The following is a 20,594-nucleotide window of genomic DNA, read 5'->3' as shown; positions in this document are numbered from 1 at the left end:
ACACATCATAACGGCTATTTTCTGAATTCTTTAAAGTAGAACAGGTGCTTAGCGAAAAGAAAACGATTTGCTATAGTAGGCGTCTTATTAAATTAGGAGCGTTTATGTCTGCCAGTATTACTCTTATGGGGGCTTTGAGCCCTGAATATCTTGATAAATTTAACGCTTGGTTAGACGCGCGCAGTCTGCAAGGGGCAATTCGTTTGCTTACTGAAGCAGGTGATCCCATTGCGGTTGCACAAGTTATGTTGGCTAGTGAGGCGGCGAATAGTGCCGTTATTCGCACAGAGTTGCTAGCGTTATCTAATGAGACTGGAATAGACCATATTTATCAGTCGACTATGGTGGATATCCACAATGCAGGTGTTGCTGTCTTTGATATGGATTCAACGCTGATTAAGGCAGAGGTAATGGACGAGCTAGCAGTTGATGCTGGGATTGGAGAGCAGATTTCAGTGATCACAGCGAGCGCTATGCGTGGAGAAATAGACTTCGTTGAAAGCTTTGTTCAGCGCTTAGCCTTATTAAAGGGCCTTAGCAGTGATGTTATGGACAGTGTGTATCAACGTATCCAGCATATGGATGGCATTTCCACCTTAATGGCTGTGCTGCATCATTATGGTTGGCATACCGCTATCTTATCAGGTGGCTTTACGTATTTTGCTGATCGTGTCCAGGCGGATTACGGGATGTCTGAAGTGCATGCTAATGTTCTCGAAATTCAAGATGGCGCATTAACAGGTCGCCATCTAGGCGATATTGTTGATGGTGAACGTAAAAAACTATTATTAACAAATATTGTTGAAGCGAAAAAGTCGGATTGGAGTCAAACAATAGCGTGTGGTGATGGTGCGAATGATTTGTTGATGCTTAATCATGCTGCTCTTGGTGTTGCTTTGCATGCAAAACCTTTGGTAAGAGAAAAGGCCCCTTGTCCGATGAATAACCTTGGTCTAGACGGTATTTTGTATTTACTCGGTATGTCATCCGCTGAAATTCGAGATGTGACTAAATAACTATTACTTTGGGTTATGTGGTAAAGCACGATACCTCTATTTTTAGGTCTTCTTAGAGAGAGTACTATTGCACTTTCTAAAAGCTTGTTATGATTCTTGGTTATAATTATAACAAGCTTAGTTGGGGTGCTGTTTTGTCAGAGATTCGATTATCCGATGTGGATTTAAATTTGCTGTACGTTTTACAGGTCCTTATTGAGGAGCTGAATGTTACCAAAGCAGCAACACGCCTAAATGTATCTCAACCAGCTGTCAGTCGCTCACTGTCTCGATTGAGAGACCTATTTGATGATCCCTTGTTTACCCGAACCTCCCACGGCCTGTCTGCAACCGCTAAAACACAGAATTTAGCGCCACTATTATCCGATATGCTGAAAGGGCTTGAGAACATTATTCAGCCTAGTGAGTTTGATCCTCAAACAAGTAAGCGTCGCTTCGTGTTATCAACAACAGATTTTGGAACCTTGACTGTTCTACCTAAGATATTAGACCTTTTTCGGCAGCAAGCCCCTGATGCGATTCTTGATGTAAAGTCTTGGGATGAAGATAGAGTATTAGAGCTAGATCAAACCAATATTGATATTGCTGTCGCTGTATTATCAAAAGAACCGCCACCAAGCATACGTGCCATGCGTTTAAAGAGTGATCGTCTAGTTTGTTTAGCGCGTAAAGATCACCCGAATATTCAGCTGGAATTGACGTTAGATAGTTATTTAAAAGCTGATCATGTGCAAGTGGTGCTGGGGCGTCGAGAGTATTTTGCCGTTGATAGAGAGCTCGAAAAAATGGGACATAAGAGGCATGTTTCTGTCCATCTACCGAATTTCGTGCCAGCCGCTCGAGTTGTGATGGACAGTGATTTACTACTTACAGTCCCCAAGCTATTTGCTGAAGACATGGCGTCAACAGTATCTGAAATTGCTGTGTATGAGCTGCCATTTGGAACGCGCGAGTTCGATTATTCGATGATTTGGCATGAACGCTTTCAAAGAGATGCTGCCCACGTTTGGTTTCGTGGCTTATTGAGACAAGCGTTTCTAGATTCATCTATTTAGCTTTATCTTTGACCGTTTATCAGGGCGTGCTTGATAAGCGCGTTATCCATTCTTTGGTTAGTATTTCAACCAATCCATACCGTCTTAATGTCATTGCTTCTTCTAAATCGGCAAAATTCTCGTCTAAATAATCATGTAAAATCTTGTCTCTTAATGCTATTAGAGTACGTATCTGTTCAGCTTGTTCATACGTCACATCATTATGAGCAACTAATGCATTTAAAACTTCTCTACGTGAAACTACTTCCGCGTTGTAATGGTGTTCTAACACATATCGAGCAAGATCAAGCATAGAGGCAACCAGTAATTGAAATGAATGCTCGATCACCATGGTTTCATCTTTGTTGTACCCTGCTCCAGAAGGCCGCTTTCTATAGGCATCAAGACGCTTTATCATCTCATGCTGATGGTCATAAAGGGAGCTTTCCCATTCTGCATCTCTCATTTTGATTTCGCCTTTTCTATGAGGAAATAGCACGCAGGTTTTCTGCATGCTATTTAGTAGTTTAGGTGAGATAAGTGAAAAGGGGAAAAATTAGAAGCTAGAGAAAGGATAAAAAGAATAGGAGTGACCATATTCAATTTGAGTGTTTGCTTTTACATGCAAATACCCTTGGCTTTCACAAGCTGCAAGTAGGGCACCAGAGCTTTGTTGTGGATGGGCGTAAGCTAGCCCATCTTTACCAATTGATACTCGTAAAAACTCATCTCGTTGTATTACTTTATTGCGGTTAAAGCCCGCATCTACAGGATAAGACTTGGGAAGTTCCGCAACTTGACCCGCACAAATTGACAGCAAAAGACGAGCGAACCAATGATAGGTTACTAACGTTGAGCTTGGGTTTCCGGGTAAGCCAAGAAAAGGAATGCCTTGAAGCGTGGCGTGAACAAGTGGTTTGCCAGGCTTAATGGCTATTTTCCATAAATGCACTTTGCCCAGTTTTTCCAAGGCGTCTTTTACATGGTCTTCTTCGCCAACAGAAACACCGCCAGACGAAAGAATAACATCACAGGATTGCATCAAGGTTTTTAAGGCTGTTTTTGTGTCTTCGGGTGTATCAGCTGTATGTAAACAATGGCTCACGTTATGACCAGCTTGAGCTACAAGCGCGCTTAACATTGGGCCATTTGAATTATATATTTGGCCTTCTTTTAGTTTCTCACCAGTAGGAATCAGCTCATCACCTGTTGTGAGGATGCCGACATTCAACTGTTTGTAGACGATGACCTCTGTGATACCAAGGCTAGACAAAAGGCCAATGTGTATTGGCGTAATTTTCTCACCTACCTTAACAACCGTTTGACCGATCTGCATATCCTGCCCTAACGGTCGAATATTGTCGGAAGACGTCGGTTGTTTAGTAAAGATGACTTTGTCACCTTCTAGCTCGGTGTTTTCCTGCATAACAACGGTATCTGCACCGGAAGGAATATTTGCGCCAGTGAAAATACGAGCACAGGTACCTGGCATTAAAGGCTGAGGGTGCTGGCCAGCGGCAACACGCTGACTAACGGTAAAACGTTTGCCATCTTGCCAATCTTGGCAGGCAAGTGCGTAGCCATCCATTGCACTGTTGTCATAAGGTGGGACAGAAATTCTGGCAACCACGTTGTTTGCTAGAGTCCGTCCAACAGCGTTTATAAGCGGGATTGTTTGCTGCTCTACAAGGACACTGGCACTGCGTGTAATCTCTTCTAGAGCATCTTCAAAGGCAAGTAAAGTGGACATATTTGTTATGCCCCATGTTGGTTTTCAGCGTAAGGTCCAATCAGCATGCTGACAAAATTACATGGTCTGTGAGAGGCATTAAGTTGTTCTTCTAAAATGCCATTCCATGCGGTTTTACAAGCACCAGTAGAGCCTGGTAAACAAAAGACTAGGGTCTGATTGGCTAATCCTGCAATAGCACGTGATTGAATGGTTGATGTGCCAATTTCTGTATAGGAAATCTGCCTAAACAGTTCACCAAAACCTTCTATCGTTTTATCGAATAAGGGGGTCATTGCTTCTGGTGTGCTGTCGCGAGAATAGAATCCGGTGCCGCCTGTGATTAAAATAACATGAGTTTCAGACTCAGCAATCCAATTAGAAACAACAGCGCGCATTTGATAAACATCGTCTTTGACGAGTGTTCTCTCATTGAGTTTGTGGCCAGCTTTTGTCAGTAACTCAATAAGTGCATCACCAGATGTGTCTTCGGCAATTGAGCGAGTATCTGAAACGGTTAAAACGCTGATATTTAATGGACGGAAAGGTGCAGGTGTTTTAGCCATGGGGGTCCTTATTTAGCCTCCTGTCGCGCTCATGAAGCGAAGAATTTGTGGGGCTTCATCGAGGTTGAAATGATGTTTATGTGGTTTGAGGGCGAGAGCCTCAATGATAGCGTTTTCTAATGCTGTTGCATTATGCTCTTTTGAGTTGAGTGCCGTCGAGCAGTAAGAAGAGCTACGAAGGACGTTTTTCAAATCTTTTGAGTGCTCGTTACCTAGACATAGTAATAAGCGGCCTTCTGCCGTCAATCTGACTCGGTTACAGGTGTCACAGAAGTTATGGCTATGTGGTGAAATAACCCCGATCTTATGCTCGTAGCCTGCAACTTGATAATAACGTGTTGGGCCGCTGGTCGTAGTTAGGCTGGGTGTAAGTTCGTATCGGCTACCAAGCGTCTCTATGACATCGTCACTGGATAAATAAGTGGTAGCACGGTTATGGTCAGTAATAATGCCAAGAGGCATTTCTTCAATAAAGCTGATGTCCATTTTTCGGTCTAGGGCAAATTGAGCAAGATCAAACAGCTCATCATCATTATGGTTTTTCAGCATCACGCTATTAATTTTTAAGCGCTTGAAGGGAAGTTTACTGGCAATATCTATTCCATCAATAACCTGCTGGAATTTGTCTCTGCGAGTTAGTTTATGAAAGCGGTCCGCTTTGAGTGTATCGAGACTAATGTTTATGCGTGATACGCCAGCATCAAGTAGGCGTTGAGCCATTTTATAAAGCTGTGAACCATTAGTCGTAATCGTCAGTTCTTCTAACCCAGTGGTATTTGCTATTTGTTCGATGGCCCAAAGAATATTTTTACGTACTAAAGGCTCTCCGCCTGTAATACGGATGCGTTTCGTTCCCATGGATATGAAGGTTTTTGCTACGTGAACAATTTCTTCTAAAGACAAAATATGGTCTCTAGCTAAAAATGTAACATCTTCATCCATACAATAGGTACAGCGAAAGTCACATCTGTCAGTGACGGATATGCGTAAGTAGTCTATTTTCCGACCAAATGGATCGATTAAAGTGGACGTTGCCAAGAGAATTACCCCAATAGTTATACGCCCATAGAAGCAAAAAAATGCCTATTTAGCAAAGTGCTGAGACGCTTTAGGTATAATTTCTGACGTTATTCTTAATATATAAATATTTTGGGTTCAGCCATTGAATAAAAACGCGCCATAATAGAAGTCATTGCGCGAGGTAGAAAGTAGGAGGAGAAGGTGAGTCAAGTTGTTAATCATTTAATTGGATTGCTAAAGTTAGAGCGAATTTCAGAGACTAAATTTGTTGGACGCAGTCAGGATATTGGTTTTCCTAAGCTATTTGGTGGTCAAGTTATTGGTCAGGGGTTGAGTGCAGCAACGCAAACTGTTGAAGGTCGATTCCCTCACTCTTTGCATTGTTACTTTTTACGTCCTGGGGATTCTGCTCATCCCATTGAATATGATGTTGAGGTCGTGCGCGATGGTGGAAGCTTTAGTGTCAGACGGGTGATAGCTTCGCAGTTTGGTAAAAGTATTTTGGCGATGACAGTGTCTTTTCATATCACGGAAGAGGGGTTGGATCATCAGGAGGCGATGCCTAATGTGCCTGGACCAGATTCTTTTAAATCTGAGCTGTCTCTCTATCGTGCTCATGCCGATGAAATTCCGTCTAAAGTACGGGATTTATTCACGGCAGATCGCCCCATTGAGTATCGAATAGTCGAAAATCAAAACCCATTTCGTCCTCGTCCAGGGATTGCTAAACGCCATATGTGGATTCGTAGTGTGTCAGCTTTGCCTGATGATGCGTTAATCCATCAATCTATGCTGGCTTACACAACAGATTATGGTTTTATTGAAACTGCCTTGATGCCTCATGGCATTTCGATAGGCAGTCCTTATTTGACTGTGGCTAGCTTAGATCATGCTATTTGGTTTCATCGCCCATTTAGGTTGGACGAGTGGTTGCTGTATGTGGCGGATTCGCCTTCAGCGAGTTCAGCGAGGGGATTTGTTCGAGGACAAATTTTTAATCAGAAAGGGGAGCTTGTTGCATCGACTGCCCAAGAAGGTTTATTACGCTACTCGCACTAGGTTTCAAAGGTTGTGCTGTTTTAGTGCCCATATAATGTGCTCTTTCACTAATTCAGAAGAGTGAGAGAGTGCATTTTTGAGTGTTTGAATAGTGTCTGGGCTGGTGGGGGCATTGCCCAGTGCAACAGCGATGTTTCGGCGCCAATTTTCAAATCCTGTGCGACGAATAGGCGACCCTTCGGTGTTTTTTAAAAAGGTAGTTTCATCCCACTCAAATAATTCAACCAGATCCGCTGAATCCAGATTGTGTCTTGGTTGGAAATCATCTTCTTCGGTGTATTTGGCGAACTTGGTCCAAGGGCAAACCAGCTGACAATCATCGCAGCCAAAAATACGATTGCCCATTTTGCCGCGCAGCTCTTCTGGAATGGAGCCTTTATGTTCAATGGTTAGATAAGAAATGCATTTTCCTGCATCGAGTACCCAAGGTTCGACAAAGGCATCAGTTGGACACTGAGTTAGGCAGGCCGTGCAGCTACCGCAATGTCTGGCCTCGGTTGGCTTATCTACAGGAAGTGGCAGATTAGTAAATATCTCACCGAGCAAAAACCAGCTGCCCGCTTTTGGCGTTAGTAATAAGGTGTTTTTGCCAATCCAGCCCATACCGGCTTGTTCCGCAATTTGTCTTTCTAGGATAGGTGCACTATCGACAAAAGCTCTGTAGCCATGATCGCCAACTTGCTGCTCTATTTTTTTAGCCAGTTGAGTAAGGCGTTTGCGAATTAACTTATGGTAATCACGCCCCAATGCATAGCGTGCAATATAGGCTTTGTCTTTAGTTTGCAGTCTTTTAACGGTTTCGACGGATTGAGGGAGATAATGCATCCGAAGGGAGATAACACGACGCGTCCCAGGGTGTAGTTGCTCTGGATAAAAGCGTATGTCGCCATGGTTGGCAAGGTAATCCATACCGGCGTGATAGCCATTATCAAGCCATTTATTAAAGTCGTCTTTGTGTTGGGCTAAATCCGGCTCGACAATACGAGCGTCGGCAAAGCCAAATTCAGTCGCCCATGATTTAATATCATCAGCAAGCTGGTTTAATTCTTTTGGGCTGGATAAAAACGAAGGAAGCAAATGGGTACCGAAACATGGAGCGCTAGGCTAGAAAGCAGCCTAGCGTGAAAAACAAAAAAATTAGTAAAGCTGAGAGTCGCCTTTAACGACATCCATCAATAGTTTGATGAATTTTTTATCCGCTTCTGTGTGCTCTTCTTGGATTTTAATGGTGGTTTGGTTCGACACTTCTTCTGCAATGCGCTGGTAAGCATTTGGCTGGTTGATATTTTCTTTGGCAATACGGACTAATTCTCCAGCGAGCTCTGGATCCATAAGCATTTTACGAAAACAGCGTGAAAACTCATCAATAACTCGTTGTTGGTTAAGCTCATTAGCCATGGTAAAACTCCTAATCAATTTATGCCGCTATGACACCATGAAGCGTAGTTTAGAGCAAGTTTTTATACGCTTTGTGTTGACAAATCTGAGGCGCAAAGACAAAATAAAAAGCTATATAATTCGACGACACCCTGTCGATGACTCCTTTTCATGGGCCACTAGCTCATCTCGGTCAGATTCGTTCTGATAAGCACAAGTGTAGAATGACGCAATATTGTTATCCTATGCTTCTCCTCGCGAAAAGACGCGGGCAGTGTAAAAACTGCGATTTCTTGCGTTTGAGTGTTTCTTACTTTTAGATAAATGTTCCTTATTTATAAAAGTTACCTCAGTTAGTTTAGAAACTTCGTTCTATCAACTTTAATCTGTTTGTCTTATGCGGTTACAATAGCTGCACTAAAATTAAAAGACAGATAAATACTATAGAGGGTAACAAGGTGGAGTTATTATCCGGTGGTGAAATGATCGCCCGCTTCCTCAAAGATGAGGGAGTTGAATATATCTATGGTTATCCAGGTGGAGCCGCACTTCATATTTACGATGCCTTGCATCGTCAATCTGACGTAAAGCATATTCTGGTTAGGCATGAACAAGCTGCTACGCACATGGCTGATGGCTATGCGCGCGCCACAGGAAAGGCGGGGACGGTTCTCGTGACTTCAGGTCCAGGCGCGACCAATACTGTAACAGGTATTGCGACGGCTTATATGGACTCTATTCCTATGGTCATTATCTGTGGTCAGGTTATGAGCTACTTGATCGGTGAAGATGCGTTCCAAGAAACAGATATGATTGGCGTCTCTCGCCCGATTGTAAAGCACAGCTTCACAGTCAAGCATCCTTCTGAAATTCCTATGATCATGAAAAAGGCTTATCACATTGCTAGCACTGGTCGTCCAGGCCCTGTTGTGATTGATGTGCCAAAAGACATGACCATGCCAGGTGACAAGTACGAATACAAATACCCAGAGTCTGTTTCTATTCGCTCCTATACGCCACCGACTAAAGGTCACAGCGGTCAAATTAAAAAAGCCGTTGAGCTCCTTCTTGCTGCCAAGCGTCCAATCATCTATGCCGGTGGTGGCGTCATCATGGGCGGTGCATCTGATTTGCTAGTAAAACTGGCGAAATCCTTGAATGTTCCTGTTACTAACACGCTGATGGGCTTGGGCGGATACCCAGGAACAGATAAGCAGTCTGTTGGTATGTTGGGTATGCACGGTTCTTACGAAGCGAATATGACAATGCATCACAGCGATGTGATCCTAGCTGTTGGCGCTCGCTTTGATGACCGTGTAACGAATGACCCAGATAAATTCTGCCCTGGTGCGAAAATTATTCATATTGATATCGACCCTGCTGCTATCTCCAAAACTATCCGAGCTGATGTGCCAATTGTTGGTCCTGTTAATCAGGTTTTGGAAGAGATGTTGTCTTTGGTTGAAGGTCAAAGTTCCAATACTGAAGCGCTTGTTGGCTGGTGGAAGCAAATTAATGAATGGCGTTTAGTACACGGCGGTCGTTACGATACTAGTAGCGAAAAGATCAAGCCTCAAGCTGCAGTCGAAGCTTGCTGGCGTGCCACTAAAGGCGATGCTTTTGTTGCCTCTGACGTAGGTCAGCATCAAATGTTTGCTGCGCAGTACTATAAATTCGATAAACCTAACCGTTGGGTGAACTCTGGTGGTTTGGGAACGATGGGATTTGGTCTTCCTGCTGCGATGGGTGTGAAGATGAGTTTCCCTGAAGAGACTGTGGTATGTGTAACGGGTGAAGGCAGTATTCAAATGAATATTCAAGAGCTTTCTACCTGTTTGCAGTACGGTTTGCCAGTGAAAATCTTGTGTTTGAATAATGGCTACTTGGGCATGGTTCGTCAGTGGCAAGACATGAACTATGAAGGTCGTTACTCAAATTCTTACATGGATTCATTGCCAGACTTTAAAGTGTTGATGGATGCTTATCGCCACAAATACGTTGAAATTCGAACGAAAGATGAACTCGATGCCAAGATGGAAGAAGCGTTTGCGATGACAGATCAATTGGTCTTCATTAACTGTTACGTGGATCCAGAAGAGCATGTGTATCCAATGCAAGTGCCTCGTGGCGCGATGCGCGATATGTTCTTGAGCAAGACGGAGCGTACCTAATATGCGACATATTATTTCTGTATTGATGGAAAACGAGCCGGGTGCTTTGTCGCGAGTAGTTGGTTTGTTCTCACAGCGTAACTTTAACATCGAATCATTGAACGTAGCGGCAACGGATGATCCAACTTTGTCTCGTCTCACCTTGACGACGTTTGGTTCTGATCAAGTCGTGGAGCAAATCACTAAGCAACTGAATAAGTTGATTGATGTGGTGAAGCTGGTGGACTTGACCGAAGGTCAGCACATTGAGCGTGAGTTAATGCTGGTTAAGGTTCGTGCCACTGGTGCTCAGCGCGCTGAAGTGAAACGTACTGTTGATATCTTCCGTGGAAACATTGTAGATATGACACCTTCTATTTACACGGTTCAAATCGTGGGCGAGTCGGATAAGCTAGATGGATTCTTGCAAGCCTTGGGCGGTGCTCATTTGCTTGAAGTAGTTCGAACTGGTGTTTCTGGTATTGCTCGTGGTGAAAAGACACTGTCTTTGTAATCACCTTGTAGTTAGACTTAAAAGCCGCGATTATTCGCGGCTTTTTTATGGCCGTTTGATAGAGCGACACATTGGAGAGGAAATGGATAAGACGAATTGGAAGCTACTTAAACTGTTGGAAGGAAATGGTCGTTTAACCTACGCAGAACTTGGAAAGCTAGTTCATCTGACTGCACCTGCGGTCGCAGAACGCGTTAGAAAACTGGAAGAATCTGGTGTAATTACTGGCTACAGCGTCCAAGTCAATTTAGAAAAAGTAGGAATCCCTATTACTGCTTTGGTTGAGTGTCAGGTTTATCGAACCAAAGAGCGTGAGTTTAAAGCACTTGTTATGGATTTAGAGGAAGTGATTGAATGCTATAACGTCACAGGGCCTTATGCTTTTGTACTCAAAGTAGGGGTGAAGTCTATGTCTAAACTCGATGCATTATTAGAGCGGTTAATTGATTTGAGCGATACCAACACCATGATGATAATGACCACACCAGTCAAACGCATCATGCCATTAAATATCGCTCAAGAGGATTAGCTTACCGCAACTTCTGCTGTGATGGCTTTTCTTGGCCACTGACTAATAATCATCCCTGTCAGGATAAAACCACAACCAATCAAAGCGCGGGTTGAAAGAATTTCCTCCATAAATATCCAACCTCCTAATACGGCAAATACCGCTTCAGACGAGAGAATAAGGGCGCTTATACTCGGCGAAACATTTTTTTGTCCTAGCGTTTGTAATGTGAAGGCAATACCAGATGAAGCGACACCTGCATAAACCAAAGGCCACCAAGCCATTTTTATGCCTTCAAGCGTGGGTGTTTCTAATGTAAAAGCCGTTATAGTGGCTAATATTGTTGCTACGGAAAACTGCACAATCGAAAGCGGTAAAGCAGATACATATCGAGATAAATAACCTATCAGCAATACATGACCAGTCCAAAAAAAAGTGCCTAAAAGCTCTATCGCATCGCCTTTATTGATGGATAGGTTTGGCCCAACAGTCAGGCTGTAAAGGCCAATTAATGCCAATCCTACCCCGACCCAAGTATGTTTTTCTGTTTTATGGCCAAGCATAAGTCCTAATATCGGCACAAACACAATGTACATACTAGTAATAAAGCCTGCGTTACCTGCTGTAGTGTATTGCAAACCTATTTGTTGGCACGTAAAGCCCAAGAACAAACAGCTTCCTGCCGCTAGCCCCCCTAGCCAAAGCTTTCGAGTATTCTCGGTTTTTTTTGGTTTAAAAATAAACAATAAAGGTAAAAGCGATAAAGTGGCCAATAGAAATCGCATAGCATTAAAGCTGTGTGGCCCGAGGCTTTCCATGCCAACACTTTGGGCGACAAAGGCAAAACCCCAGATAGCGGCAGTAGCCCATAAAAAAATGTGTGCAATCGACATAGATAATCCCTGATTATTGGTAGTGGAATAGCTATTTTACGTAGCAGAACTGTTTTTCCACAGTTGGAATAAAAGGTTCTTTACGTGCTTGGCTTTGGATAAAAAAGTAAAAGTAAGATTTTTCTTTACTAATGTAGAGAACTAACTATTTGATTTCCAAGCATCTTAAAATATTCACTTTTGGGTGGCTGAAAAGGTTAAAAAATAGGCTGACATGAGTGTTTTTTAATTGTACAGTGGCGCCCAATTTCAAGGTCTAATTAGACTCTTTCACAACTTTATTAAGAGATTCCATTGTTATGACATTCAGTGTTTGGTTGGCAACCGCGCCGTTATTAATGTTGCTTTCTTTAGGACCTGGTCCAAATAATTTTACAGCAATGCATAATGGTATTCAGGTCGGAGCCACAAAAGCTGTTATTGCTGTGGTTGGTCGAAACTTTGCGTTTAGCCTTTTGATGTTGGTTTCTGCGCTAGGGTTGGGGGCAATCATTGTATCTTCTGCTTTCTGGTTTGGTGTCATCAAGTGGTTTGGTGTTGCTTATTTATTTTATGTCGGCATTAAAACGTGGCGAAGTGCCGCCGTCGTTCTTGAAGAGCATGAAAGTGAAGTCGGAACTAAGGCAAAACGCGGACATTTTGCGAGAATGCGCCAAGAGTTTTTAGTGGCGATTGGTAACCCTAAAGCGGTATTACTATTTACGGCTATTTTTCCTCAGCTGCTAGATCTTAGTCAGCCTGTTCCTATGCAATTTTTTTGGATGGGACTAACATTTTGTTGTACCGAATTTATTGCGGCTTATGTTTACGCCATGAGTGGCAAGCAAATCCGACGTTTGATTCGCAGTCATAATGGCATGAAAAACCTCAATCGTGGCATGGGGAGTGTGTTTGTTGCGGCGAGCGCCTTTTTAGCAACGGCGACACGTTCCTAAGATTTTTTGAGTTCAATAAAAAAGGTGGCATTTAGGCCACCTTTTTTTATTTTGTACTTAGTAAAGTGCTTAGCTGTGTTCTTTTAAGAACTCTTCGCTTAGATATAGCTCTTCATTGCTATTCACTTTTACGTCGCGGCTTAGGATCATTTTTGCAATTTCTTGGGCTTCTTCTAGAGAATGCATTTCATAAGTGCCGCACTGATATTCGTTAAGCTCTGGGATATCGGCTTTGGCTTTTACATGCAATACGTCTTCCATTGCCGCTTTCCACGAAGCAGCAACTGTTTCTTCTGAAGGTGTGCCGATTAAGCTCATATAGAAACCGGTACGGCAACCCATTGGTGAGATGTCAATAATCTCTACGCTGTCGCTGTTTAGGTGTTCACGCATGAAGCCGGCAAATAAATGCTCTAGTGTATGAATGCCTTTCTCTGAAAGGATTTCTTCATTTGGTACGCAGAAGCGCAAGTCAAATACTGTGATGTCATCACCCTTAGGTGTGGACATAGATTTAGCAACGCGAACTGCTGGCGCGTCCATACGAGTGTGATCGACACGAAAACTGTCTAATAATGGCATAAAAAACTCTCCTGCTTAACTCAACGAAATCATCGTTGCTGTATAAATGATGATATTAATTGCCACTATTGTACATGAAGTTTTGAATCTTTGATTGGGCTTTTTGGAGACTTCAAATATTCGTAGCTGAGAGCCAAGCAAAAAGCAATAACAGCGAATAACATACTTTGGCCAATGAAAAGCACCATGAAGCTACAGCTTATTAATGCAACAATGGCCAGCAGTTGAGTTACTCGATTAACCAGTTTGAATGCGGCAATGCAGGTGAGAGTGTAAATGAGCAAAAAGCTACCGTTTGTCATCTCAATGAACCATGACATTCTCCATCCAGATAGCTCAGAAAACATAATGGAGAATAACGTAATAAAGCCAACCAATAAAACTGCTCTTTCTGGCGCGCCGTTTTTATTAAGCTGAATAAAGGTTTTAGGCAGTGCACCTTGCTGTGCCATGGATTGCACCATGCGCGAGAAGCCTAAAATATAAATGGCCACGTTAGCGAATGCGATTACATAGGCGCCAACGGCAAAGAACCGGCTACTGGTTTCGCCCATAAGTTTACTCACCAAAAGTGCTAAGGACTGGCTATTGGTCACTTCGTCTCCATAAGTATGGTGCCAAGCGATCAGCAGTACCAAGCTTAAATAAGCAAGAATAACGATGGCGATTCCCCCCAATAAGGCGATTGGGAAATCTCTGGTTGGGTTTTTAAATTCGGCACCCATGTGCGCCATGACTTCAATGCCTAAAAAACACCAAAATATAACACCTGTGGCGTACAGTGTTTGCTGCCATTCTGAACTTGTTATCGGCGTCTCTATTACTTGGCGGCTATCAGCAATGTCGCCAATAAAACAAAGCCATATAATTGTGCCAATCATAACGATCACTACACCCGTTTGAAATCTAGCCGAAGTCTGCATGCCAACGATGGCAAAGAGAAGCATGCCTGCCAGAGTGAGTAGGCTAAAGGCAAGAATCCAGTCATCAGGAGCGTTAAATATAATAATTAAATAGGCCGCAGCGACTTTTATCGCGACAGCAGGCCCAACCAATAAGATGCTTAAAAACAACCAGCCTACGGCTTTTTCATAACGCGAGCCAAATGCTCGACCAATATAGTGTGATGCGCCTCCAGCGGAAGGGTATCTAGAGCCAAGCAAAGCGAAAATAAAAGCAATGGGAATAATCATGGCGGCTGTAATTAACCAAGCATAAAAAGCAAAGGACCCCGCCTGCGCGACAGACATAGCAGGTAAGATCATTAAGCCGGTTCCTATAAAAGTTGTCACCGTCATTGCAATGCCCTGAAGAGGGCCAAGAGTTTTTGGGTATTGAGTCATTTTTTTGCCTGTACTTGTGACATTCTGTGGCTGTTATTTATTGCTGCTAAGGATAAAATACTTACATTATCGATACGCTATACAAGTTGACCCCATTAAGGCGCATTTTGCCTGAATGACCGTCAAGTTGAATGACTATGTTGTGAAAGGGGGCTTGAGTGGCCGATCATTATGATCAAAAAATATTAGCTTTACTGGTAGATGATGCTCGGCTGTCTGTTTCCGATATTAGTCGCCAGGTGAATTTATCACGCTCGGCTGTAACCGAACGAATTCGTCGCATGGAAGATAATCGAACAATTACGGGGTATCACGCCCATACATCGGTATCAAAAGAGGATGGTGTTACAGCGTATCTAGCTCTAACTTTTAGGCCTTTGTCGTGCGAGCTTGTGCAGCCATTAATTGAAGCCATACCAGAAGTGAAGCTTGCTCATTCTATTAGTGGGGATTTAGATCTTTTGATTTTAGTTCAGGCAAACTCAATGGCTCGGTTACATGCTATTCGTAGTGAAATGGACCATTGGCCAAATTTGGATAAAGTGGTCACGCATATGTGTTTGGCGAATCGGTTAGATCGCTGGTAAGTAGTGCGCATCGGTTAATAGGGTATTGATTGAACGTATTCGAATAATGGAGAGGCATTCTGAAACGATTAAATTTAAGGAAGAGCTGGTCTGCTAAAGCTAAGTCTTATGATGACTTATTAGTTTTGTCGGCTCTTGGTGCTTTTTGCGGGTTGTTAAGTGGTCTTTTGATGGCATTTTTTTACGCTGTGATCTATCTGCCCGTTCGGTATTTAATTGGTTCTGATTTTGATTCGTTTGAGTTGCTATCGGTTGAATGGCGCATTGGGCTTTCTCTTTCTGCTTGTGTTGTTTTAGCGCTGGTATTTACCTTTGTGCCTCGCAGGTTACAAAAAGTCGGTGTCCCTTATGTTATTGAGCGTTTAAATTATCATCATGGAAACTTGCCTGTTTGGAATGCGGTTGTGCAGTTTTTCTCTGCAGCAATTGGCTTGATTGGCGGTCTTTCTATTGGTAAAGAGGGTCCGGCTGTGCATCTTGGGGCAACGCTCGGTGGCTATTTGGCAGAAAAGGCCAAGTTGCCTCAGTACGGTGTGGAAACGCTATTGGCTTGTGGCGTTGCTGGAGCTATTTCCGCAATATTCCAAACCCCTTTAGCAGGTGTTTTGTTTGCTTTTGAGGTTATATTTCTGGAATACCGACAGCGTTATGTTTTGCCTGTTTTGCTATCCTCTGTAATTGCTACCATAGTGAGCCATTATGCTATTGGGCCGCTGGATATTTTTAGTATTGAAAGTATCTCTTCAGTGCTGCTTTCAACGGATTTGTTTGTTGCTTGTTCTATTTTGGTCGTTGTTATTGTGTTGTTGTCTGCGTTATTTCTGCGTACCCAAAAGGCTCTTTGGCGTTTTAGTAGTGTGTCTATTTGGTGGCGTTTTTTGTTGGTCGCTATTGCCACGGTATTGGCGGCAATCTATCTGCCTGAATCATTAGGCAGTGGTTACCTTTCTCTTTCTCGTTTGTTATCGGGCGATTTGGTTCTTTACTCACTAATTCTGTTAATTGTGGTTAAAACAGTGCTGACTGCACTTACTATTGGTTTGGGGATTCCTGGTGGCATGATTGGGCCAACTTTTATTATTGGGGGGTTGGCTGGCGTTCAAGTTGCTTTGGTGTTTGATAGCAATGTAACGGATGTCGCTTTGTTTGCTCTCTTAGGTATGGCGGCTATGATGGCTGCTTGTTTTCAAGCGCCGTTAACAGCCTTGGTTGCCATTATAGAAATGACACATTCGTCTGCGGCTATTGTTCCTGCTTTGTTTGTTATCGTGTTGGCTTGCTTGCTGGTACGAGTGTTTTTTCATCAAGAATCCGTTTTTGTGGAGAGATTGAGCTTCATGGGAATGTCTTCGACAATATCGCCTTTCCAACGTTATCTTCGACACCATACGGTTAAGCCCGTTGCTGAAGATGTGTTGATGTTTCCAGAGGTTGTTTCTATTGAGCGGGTGAAGGATTTAGCGTCAAGTATGGTAGACTATATCGCTTTCGAGCATGGTGATGAGCTACGGTTGCTTAGACGAAAAGCGGTATTAGATGCATTGATAATGTTAGATCAAGGTCCGCAATTATGGCTGGTTTCGGATGAAGATAAGGTGAAGATGAATTTATCTTTGGCGTTAGATTCTGTACTTGTGCCAGTTATTGATGAGCCTTCATCGTTAGAGTCTATGTTGACTTGGTTTCAAGAAACAGGATTAGCAGAAGTGTTGGTATCGACATCAAGTTCCTCTTATAGCTTGGTTTCTCGCCACCGTCTCGATCAATTTTTACTGAAAAGTGACTAGTTGTACTTTTTTATTTATTTTTTTATGGGCTACCGCTTACTATTTTAAAGCTTGTCTGCCTTTTGTATTTTATTAGCTATGGGATTTGAAAATATGAGTCGTTCTGAAGATCTATACGCACGCGCCCAACACCGTATTCCTGGAGGTGTAAATTCTCCAGTTCGAGCTTTCAATGGTGTAGGAGGAACGCCTATTTTCTTTGAGCGTGGAGAAGGGGCTTATGTTTATGATGAAGATAAAAAATCTTACATAGATTATGTTGGATCATGGGGGCCGATGATTTTAGGTCATTCTCACCCAGATGTTTTAGATGCTGTTAGACAACAATTGGACTTCGGTTTGAGTTTTGGTGCTCCAACAGAAGTTGAGATCACCATGGCGGAAAAAGTGTGTGAACTTGTTCCGTCAATGGATATGGTTCGTATGGTTAACTCGGGTACTGAAGCAACTATGAGTGCAATTCGTTTGGCCCGTGGCTACACCGGACGCGATAAAATCGTTAAGTTTGAGGGCTGTTATCATGGACATTCAGATTCATTGCTGGTGAAGGCAGGTTCTGGTGCATTAACTCTTGGAGTACCTAACTCTCCTGGTGTGCCTGCTGATTTGGCGAAACATACAATCACATTGCAATACAATGATATCGAAGAGGTAACTCGCTGCTTTGCTGAAATTGGGGATCAAATCGCTTGTATTATTGTTGAACCTGTTGCCGGCAATATGAACTGTATTTTACCTGTTGAGGGTTTTCTTGAGACCTTGCGCAAAGTGTGTGATGAATCTGGCGCTGTGCTGATTTTTGATGAGGTTATGACTGGGTTTCGTGTTGCTCTTGGTGGTGCTCAGGACCATTTTGGCATTGTTCCTGACTTGACGACTTTGGGTAAGGTTATTGGTGCGGGTATGCCAGTTGGTGCTTTTGGTGGCAAGCGTGCGATTATGGAGTGTATTTCTCCATTAGGACCTGTCTATCAAGCGGGCACTTTGTCTGGTAATCCTGTTGCTATGGTTGCAGGCTTGGCTGTATTGAACAAAATCAGTGAAAAAGGCTTCCATCTGGCATTAGGCTACAAAGCTGAGCGCTTAGTAACTGGGTTGAAAAAAGCGGCAGACGCTGCTGGAGTGCCTTTTTGTGTTGTGAGTGTAGGTGGGATGTTTGGCTTCTTCTTTACCGAAGCCGAAGCAGTTAAGACATTTGCGGATGTGCAGAATTGCGATTTAGGTAAGTTTAAAGCGTTTTTCCATTATATGTTAGAAGAAGGGGTTTATTTTGCCCCTGCAGCGTTCGAAGCTGGGTTTATCTCTCAAGCTCATACTGAAGAAGACATCGATTATACAATCGAAGCAGCTAAGCGTTCTTTTGCTAAGCTAGTATAAATAGTTCTTAAAGAAGGAGGGTTTCTAGCATGTCTATAGAAGATGTGAAAAAAGCACCCGTTGATGAAATCGAAGACGTGGATTTAGGTGATGAAAAAAAGCAGCCGCATAAAGGGGTTTACTTACTACCTAATCTGTTTACTACAGCGGCGCTGTTTTCAGGCTTTTACTCCATTATTGCGGCAATGAACGAAAACTTTACTTATGCCGCAGTCGCCATTTTTATTTCTATGGTATTTGATGGGTTGGATGGTCGTGTTGCTCGTTTGACACATACTCAAAGTGCGTTTGGGGCTGAGTATGACTCTTTGGCTGATATGGTCTCATTTGGTATCGCACCTGCGCTTGTTGTATTTACTTGGTCTTTAGCGCCACTTGGTAAAATTGGTTGGATTGCCGCCTTTATTTACGCAGTTGGTGCCGCGCTGCGCTTAGCTCGCTTTAACACTATGCTTGGAGTGGAAGAGAAGCGATATTTTACCGGTCTACCTAGTCCTGCTGCAGCGGCTTTGGTTGCTGGTGTTATTTGGGCCGCTAACGACAAAGGTTTTTCAGGCGAAAGTATGGCTACGTTGATGGCATTGATCGTTCCTATAACTGGTTTGTTGATGGTCAGTAATGTGAAATACCGCAGCTTCAAAGATCTCAATTTAAAAGGTCGAGTTCCTTTTGTCGTACTTCTTATTGCTGTGTTGATTTTGGTACTGGTCGCTCTTCAGCCTGCTTTGGTATTGATGGGCGTGTTTTGCCTTTATGGATTGTGGGGACCGCTTGGGGTCGTATTTAAGCGATTTCGCTAGATGGTGTAACAAAAAAGCATTCTTCTTTTTAATGAATGCTTTTTTGAACTAGTTTCATAGCTCCTTGTCAATAACTCTAACGATAGAAGAGGACGTGCTATGTTAATTTTCAATAAGAAAGCGTCAGACTGTTCCGAATCAGAAGTGACAGATAAATCTGTTTATTTGAACCGTCGTCAATTTATGAAAACAACCGGTGGGATTGTTTTGGGTGCTGGCGCTATCGGCCAAGTATCTGCAGCTTTACAGGATGGTAACCCTCTATCCCCACCTATCTCCCTGAAGCCCAATTTTGCAAATATAGCTGAAACCTCCTTCGGTAAGGGCGATAAAATCTCTCCTTATGATGTTGCTACTTCCTACAACAATTTTTATGAATTTGGGTATGGTAAAAGCGATCCTAAGGAAAAGTCTTCCCAGCTTCAAACTACGCCATGGACAATTACGGTAGAAGGTGAGGCTGGGGAAACGGGAGTATTTGATCTAGAGGATATTATTAAGGAATCAATGCTAGAAGAGCGAATTTACCGTCTTCGCTGTGTCGAGGCTTGGTCAATGGTTATTCCTTGGGTTGGAGTCTCTCTCGCCACTGTTCTCAAGCGGTTTGAGCCAACGTCCAAAGCCAAATATGTTTACTTCGAAACCTTATATGACCCTAAGCAAATGCCGGGGCAGCGTGGTGGTGGGTTGGATTGGCCATATCGAGAAGGTTTGCGTATTGATGAAGCAATGAATCCTTTGGCGTTACTTGCAGTGGGAATGTATGGGAGCATATTACCGAATCAAAATGGTGCGCCAGTTAGGTTGGTTCTGCCTTGGAAATATGGTTTTAAAAGTATTAAGTCCATTGTGAAAATTCGTTTTGTTGAGGAAATGCCTAAAACAACATGGAGTATGCTAGCTCCTAATGAATATGGTTTTTATGCCAATGTGAATCCTAATGTGGATCATCCTCGCTGGTCGCAAAAGCAAGAGCGACGCTTACCTGGCGGTGTTCTTTTTCCTAATGTCATTGAAACAAAGATGTTTAATGGCTATGAAGAAGAGGTTGGGTCTTTGTATGCGGGTATGGATTTGAAAAGGTTTTATTAGCATGGCAGCGTTTTGGGATAGAAGGGAAAAACCATACATCTTGATTTTATTCACTTTACCATTTGCATGGATGTTTACCTCATTGTTGATGGGGCAGTACTTTCCCGATCCTGGTAAACTATTAATGAGGCTTAGTGGTATTTGGGCATCTGTCTTTGTTGTTGCAGTAATGGCAATGACATTGGTAGGTAGGTTTAAGCCGTTAAAAGCGATTAATCGTTATCG

At 43.0% G+C, this 20,594-nt stretch carries 22 protein-coding genes (1 of these 22 only partly in view); 13 read left to right on the top strand and 9 right to left on the bottom strand.

Features of this window, described 5'->3' with window-relative positions; all coding sequences use genetic code 11:
- Positions 1–104 precede the first annotated feature (104 nt).
- Positions 105–1,016, top strand: coding sequence for a phosphoserine phosphatase SerB (gene serB / locus JSY38_RS04440; protein WP_114413415.1), 912 nt, complete (start codon positions 105–107; stop codon positions 1,014–1,016).
- A gap of 89 nt (positions 1,017–1,105) precedes the next feature.
- Positions 1,106–2,071, top strand: coding sequence for a LysR family transcriptional regulator (locus tag JSY38_RS04435; protein WP_114413414.1), 966 nt, complete (start codon positions 1,106–1,108; stop codon positions 2,069–2,071).
- Positions 2,072–2,090: 19 nt separating this feature from the next.
- Here JSY38_RS04435 and JSY38_RS04430 read toward each other — a convergent pair whose 3' ends face one another.
- From JSY38_RS04430 to moaA, 4 genes are all read right to left on the bottom strand, one after another.
- Positions 2,091–2,516 carry a HepT-like ribonuclease domain-containing protein gene (locus JSY38_RS04430; RefSeq protein ID WP_114413413.1) on the bottom strand — a complete coding sequence of 142 codons (426 nt, stop codon included), beginning with the start codon at positions 2,514–2,516 and terminating at the stop codon, positions 2,091–2,093.
- A gap of 90 nt (positions 2,517–2,606) precedes the next feature.
- Complete coding sequence (locus JSY38_RS04425) at positions 2,607–3,800, bottom strand: molybdopterin molybdotransferase MoeA (protein WP_114413412.1); 1,194 nt, start codon at positions 3,798–3,800, stop codon at positions 2,607–2,609.
- A 5-nt stretch (positions 3,801–3,805) separates the two neighbouring features.
- Positions 3,806–4,345 carry a molybdenum cofactor biosynthesis protein B gene (gene moaB, locus JSY38_RS04420; protein WP_205115476.1) on the bottom strand — a complete coding sequence of 180 codons (540 nt, stop codon included), beginning with the start codon at positions 4,343–4,345 and terminating at the stop codon, positions 3,806–3,808.
- Positions 4,346–4,357: 12 nt separating this feature from the next.
- Complete coding sequence (gene moaA / locus JSY38_RS04415; protein WP_205115475.1) at positions 4,358–5,383, bottom strand: GTP 3',8-cyclase MoaA; 1,026 nt, start codon at positions 5,381–5,383, stop codon at positions 4,358–4,360.
- A gap of 183 nt (positions 5,384–5,566) precedes the next feature.
- Between moaA and JSY38_RS04410 the strand changes: the two genes are divergently transcribed.
- A complete protein-coding gene (locus JSY38_RS04410) occupies positions 5,567–6,424 on the top strand; it encodes an acyl-CoA thioesterase (protein WP_205115474.1) in 858 nt (285 codons plus the stop codon).
- 3 nt (positions 6,425–6,427) lie between these two features.
- On the opposite strand, the gene queG is transcribed toward JSY38_RS04410, so the two are convergent.
- Positions 6,428–7,501 carry a tRNA epoxyqueuosine(34) reductase QueG gene (gene queG / locus JSY38_RS04405; protein ID WP_205115473.1) on the bottom strand — a complete coding sequence of 358 codons (1,074 nt, stop codon included), beginning with the start codon at positions 7,499–7,501 and terminating at the stop codon, positions 6,428–6,430.
- A gap of 60 nt (positions 7,502–7,561) precedes the next feature.
- Positions 7,562–7,822: a hypothetical protein gene (locus tag JSY38_RS04400; RefSeq protein ID WP_114413407.1), complete on the bottom strand. Its 261-nt coding sequence runs from the start codon at positions 7,820–7,822 to the stop codon at positions 7,562–7,564.
- Positions 7,823–8,259: 437 nt separating this feature from the next.
- Between JSY38_RS04400 and JSY38_RS04395 the strand changes: the two genes are divergently transcribed.
- The 3 genes from JSY38_RS04395 to JSY38_RS04385 all read left to right on the top strand — a co-directional run bounded on the left by JSY38_RS04395 (position 8,260) and on the right by JSY38_RS04385 (position 10,994).
- Positions 8,260–9,972, top strand: a complete 1,713-nt coding sequence (locus tag JSY38_RS04395) for an acetolactate synthase 3 large subunit (RefSeq protein WP_114413406.1) — start codon at positions 8,260–8,262, stop codon at positions 9,970–9,972.
- A 1-nt stretch (position 9,973) separates the two neighbouring features.
- A complete protein-coding gene (ilvN, locus tag JSY38_RS04390) occupies positions 9,974–10,465 on the top strand; it encodes an acetolactate synthase small subunit (protein ID WP_110577225.1) in 492 nt (163 codons plus the stop codon).
- A gap of 82 nt (positions 10,466–10,547) precedes the next feature.
- Entirely contained in the window at positions 10,548–10,994 is a 447-nt protein-coding gene (locus JSY38_RS04385; RefSeq protein ID WP_114413405.1) for an Lrp/AsnC family transcriptional regulator, read from the top strand.
- Here the strand turns inward: JSY38_RS04385 and JSY38_RS04380 are convergent.
- Positions 10,991–11,866: a DMT family transporter gene (locus tag JSY38_RS04380; RefSeq protein ID WP_114413404.1), complete on the bottom strand. Its 876-nt coding sequence runs from the start codon at positions 11,864–11,866 to the stop codon at positions 10,991–10,993. The two genes, JSY38_RS04385 and JSY38_RS04380, sit on opposite strands and share 4 nt — an antisense overlap.
- 299 nt (positions 11,867–12,165) lie before the next feature.
- On the opposite strand from JSY38_RS04380, the gene JSY38_RS04375 reads away from it, so the two are divergent.
- Positions 12,166–12,801, top strand: coding sequence for a LysE family translocator (locus JSY38_RS04375; RefSeq protein ID WP_114413403.1), 636 nt, complete (start codon positions 12,166–12,168; stop codon positions 12,799–12,801).
- Between the two features lie 69 nt (positions 12,802–12,870).
- Here JSY38_RS04375 and luxS read toward each other — a convergent pair whose 3' ends face one another.
- Together luxS and yjeH are read right to left on the bottom strand one after the other, a co-directional pair.
- Entirely contained in the window at positions 12,871–13,383 is a 513-nt protein-coding gene (gene luxS, locus JSY38_RS04370; RefSeq protein WP_114413402.1) for an S-ribosylhomocysteine lyase, read from the bottom strand.
- A 65-nt stretch (positions 13,384–13,448) separates the two neighbouring features.
- Positions 13,449–14,726, bottom strand: coding sequence for an L-methionine/branched-chain amino acid transporter (gene yjeH / locus JSY38_RS04365; protein ID WP_205115472.1), 1,278 nt, complete (start codon positions 14,724–14,726; stop codon positions 13,449–13,451).
- A gap of 158 nt (positions 14,727–14,884) precedes the next feature.
- Here yjeH and JSY38_RS04360 point away from each other — a divergent pair, with 158 nt between their 5' ends.
- The 6 genes from JSY38_RS04360 to JSY38_RS04335 form a co-directional block, all read left to right on the top strand.
- Complete coding sequence (locus JSY38_RS04360; protein WP_205115470.1) at positions 14,885–15,313, top strand: Lrp/AsnC family transcriptional regulator; 429 nt, start codon at positions 14,885–14,887, stop codon at positions 15,311–15,313.
- A gap of 170 nt (positions 15,314–15,483) precedes the next feature.
- On the top strand, positions 15,484–17,100 hold the full coding sequence (locus JSY38_RS04355) for a chloride channel protein (RefSeq protein WP_239544318.1): 1,617 nt from the start codon (positions 15,484–15,486) through the stop codon (positions 17,098–17,100).
- Positions 17,101–17,193: 93 nt separating this feature from the next.
- Complete coding sequence (gene hemL / locus JSY38_RS04350; RefSeq protein WP_114413398.1) at positions 17,194–18,477, top strand: glutamate-1-semialdehyde 2,1-aminomutase; 1,284 nt, start codon at positions 17,194–17,196, stop codon at positions 18,475–18,477.
- A 29-nt stretch (positions 18,478–18,506) separates the two neighbouring features.
- On the top strand, positions 18,507–19,277 hold the full coding sequence (gene pssA, locus JSY38_RS04345) for a CDP-diacylglycerol--serine O-phosphatidyltransferase (protein ID WP_114413397.1): 771 nt from the start codon (positions 18,507–18,509) through the stop codon (positions 19,275–19,277).
- 99 nt (positions 19,278–19,376) lie between these two features.
- A complete protein-coding gene (gene msrP / locus JSY38_RS04340; RefSeq protein WP_205115468.1) occupies positions 19,377–20,369 on the top strand; it encodes a protein-methionine-sulfoxide reductase catalytic subunit MsrP in 993 nt (330 codons plus the stop codon).
- 1 nt (position 20,370) lies between these two features.
- Positions 20,371–20,594 carry the 5' portion of a protein-methionine-sulfoxide reductase heme-binding subunit MsrQ gene (locus JSY38_RS04335; protein WP_239544317.1) on the top strand. The gene runs 382 nt beyond the window's last position, so only the first 224 of its 606 coding nucleotides appear in the window; the start codon lies at positions 20,371–20,373; the stop codon falls past the right edge of the window.

Source organism: Marinomonas foliarum, assembly GCF_016906065.1.
GTDB lineage: Bacteria > Pseudomonadota > Gammaproteobacteria > Pseudomonadales > Marinomonadaceae > Marinomonas > Marinomonas foliarum.
The sequence above is the reverse complement of the archived record's forward strand: the minus strand, read 5'-3'. Positions and strand labels throughout refer to the sequence as shown.

Excerpts from the sequence above, each read along its gene's own strand:
- JSY38_RS04355 (WP_239544318.1), top strand. The coding sequence starts at position 15,484 with ATGGCATTTTTTTACGCTGTGATCTATCTGCCCGTTCGGTATTTAATT.
- JSY38_RS04385 (WP_114413405.1), top strand. The coding sequence starts at position 10,548 with ATGGATAAGACGAATTGGAAGCTACTTAAACTGTTGGAAGGAAATGGT.
- JSY38_RS04435 (WP_114413414.1), top strand. The coding sequence starts at position 1,106 with ATGATTCTTGGTTATAATTATAACAAGCTTAGTTGGGGTGCTGTTTTG.
- JSY38_RS04380 (WP_114413404.1), bottom strand. The coding sequence starts at position 11,866 with ATGTCGATTGCACACATTTTTTTATGGGCTACTGCCGCTATCTGGGGT.
- serB (WP_114413415.1), top strand. The coding sequence starts at position 105 with ATGTCTGCCAGTATTACTCTTATGGGGGCTTTGAGCCCTGAATATCTT.
- pssA (WP_114413397.1), top strand. The coding sequence starts at position 18,507 with ATGTCTATAGAAGATGTGAAAAAAGCACCCGTTGATGAAATCGAAGAC.
- yjeH (WP_205115472.1), bottom strand. The coding sequence starts at position 14,726 with ATGACTCAATACCCAAAAACTCTTGGCCCTCTTCAGGGCATTGCAATG.
- msrP (WP_205115468.1), top strand. The coding sequence starts at position 19,377 with ATGTTAATTTTCAATAAGAAAGCGTCAGACTGTTCCGAATCAGAAGTG.
- JSY38_RS04425 (WP_114413412.1), bottom strand. The coding sequence starts at position 3,800 with ATGTCCACTTTACTTGCCTTTGAAGATGCTCTAGAAGAGATTACACGC.
- JSY38_RS04430 (WP_114413413.1), bottom strand. The coding sequence starts at position 2,516 with ATGAGAGATGCAGAATGGGAAAGCTCCCTTTATGACCATCAGCATGAG.
- moaB (WP_205115476.1), bottom strand. The coding sequence starts at position 4,345 with ATGGCTAAAACACCTGCACCTTTCCGTCCATTAAATATCAGCGTTTTA.
- JSY38_RS04375 (WP_114413403.1), top strand. The coding sequence starts at position 12,166 with ATGACATTCAGTGTTTGGTTGGCAACCGCGCCGTTATTAATGTTGCTT.
- luxS (WP_114413402.1), bottom strand. The coding sequence starts at position 13,383 with ATGCCATTATTAGACAGTTTTCGTGTCGATCACACTCGTATGGACGCG.
- hemL (WP_114413398.1), top strand. The coding sequence starts at position 17,194 with ATGAGTCGTTCTGAAGATCTATACGCACGCGCCCAACACCGTATTCCT.
- JSY38_RS04400 (WP_114413407.1), bottom strand. The coding sequence starts at position 7,822 with ATGGCTAATGAGCTTAACCAACAACGAGTTATTGATGAGTTTTCACGC.
- ilvN (WP_110577225.1), top strand. The coding sequence starts at position 9,974 with ATGCGACATATTATTTCTGTATTGATGGAAAACGAGCCGGGTGCTTTG.